The organism is Rhodococcus sp. 14-2496-1d (assembly GCF_002259365.1).
Taxonomy (GTDB): Bacteria; Actinomycetota; Actinomycetes; order Mycobacteriales; family Mycobacteriaceae; genus Rhodococcoides.
On sequence record NZ_NPFV01000044.1, the window covers coordinates 1 to 1353 of the forward strand.

A 1353-nucleotide genomic window follows, 5' to 3' on the forward strand; every position below is an offset into this window, starting at 1 on the left:
TTGTGTGGCGGGCCGGGTCAGCCGAGCAGCCGCTGCATGGTCTCGATTTCCTGCTGCTGAGTGGCGACGATGGCGCGTGCCATCTCCAGGGCGTCAGGATTGGAACCGTCCGCGATTTCGGTGTTCGCCATCTCGATGGCACCGGTGTGGTGGGCGATCATCATCGTCAACCACTGGCGGTCGAATTCCGGTCCCGACGCTGCCATCAACGCGTCCATGTCCTGAGCGGTCATCATGCCGCTGCCAGAGCTGTGGTCCATCCCGCCCATGTCACTCATGTCCATGTCGGGCATGGGCTGGCCCCACTCGGTCAGCCATGCCGTCATCTGGTCCATCTCGGGCTGCTGTGCGCCGGCGATCGCCGATGCCAGCGACAGCACGTCCGGGTTGTCGGTGCGGCCGTTCGCCATGTCGGCCATCTCGACTGCTTGTGCGTGGTGCGGATACATCATCTGCGCGAACATCACGTCGGCATCGTTGAACTCTGCGGACGCGCTTGCTTGGGCCGAGGACATCGGTGCGGAGGACATCGAGCCCATGGAATGCCCGTCCATCGACGAATCGGTCGAGTCGTTGCTACAGCCGACGACGAGGAACGCGCTGGCGGCGGCAGCAGCGAGTGAAGCCATGACTTTGGTACGCATGTGGAATCTCCTTGCAAGAGTGGACAATCAGGGGTGTGTGACGTGTTTCGGTCCGCCGGTCGACGCGCGTCTACCGGGCTCCCTGTCACACTCGCAAGGTCACCGATCTGTCCAACTCCCACAAGGTCCACGGCGGTGCGCGCTCCAGGATGGAGTCTGTGCGCCCGGCGATCCCGTCCACCGCTGTCGGCGACTGGCCTGTCTCGGTGCTCATCGTCGGGACGGACAACGCGGCCCACGACACCGGAGTTCCCACACAGGGATGCATCATCTGATGCGCCGACGGACAATCGTGTTCCCCGAACATCACCGAAGCCGAGCTACTGCCCGGGGCTGTCGACGCCATCGCGGCATGACCACCGGTCATCGACTCCGACATCGGGCCAGCCATCGACGATGCCGGTGTCACAGAATGCATCAACAACACCCCGAACACCGTCACTGCAATCAACAATCCGATCGCCGAGGCTGTGCCCCGTCGAGTGCGACGAATCGTCGAGTTCATGCTCTCGACGGTAACAGGGCATACCCCCCAGGGGTAGCGTCGGTGCATCGTTCAGCTGGCCAGTCGGACGTCAGCTCTCGGTCGTGCGAACCAGTGAACCAACACCCCGCTCGCGACACTGAGTGTTGCGAGCGTCGGCATCGCCACCACGATCGCCCTGTCGAGCCCCCAGAAGGTTGCGAGCGCACCGATCCCAACCGCAGT

Annotated in this window: 2 protein-coding genes; both read right to left on the bottom strand. The window is 63.6% G+C overall.

Translation table 11 applies throughout. From position 1 onward, the window contains the following. Window positions 1–17 precede the first annotated feature (17 nt). Entirely contained in the window at window positions 18–644 is a 627-nt protein-coding gene (locus CH296_RS28205) for a DUF305 domain-containing protein (protein WP_032364203.1), read from the bottom strand. Window positions 645–729: 85 nt separating this feature from the next. Further along, the gene (locus tag CH296_RS28210; protein ID WP_032364204.1) at window positions 730–1149 is read right to left on the bottom strand and encodes a DUF6153 family protein; all 420 of its coding nucleotides are present in this window, start codon (window positions 1147–1149) and stop codon (window positions 730–732) included. Window positions 1150–1353 lie beyond the last annotated feature (204 nt).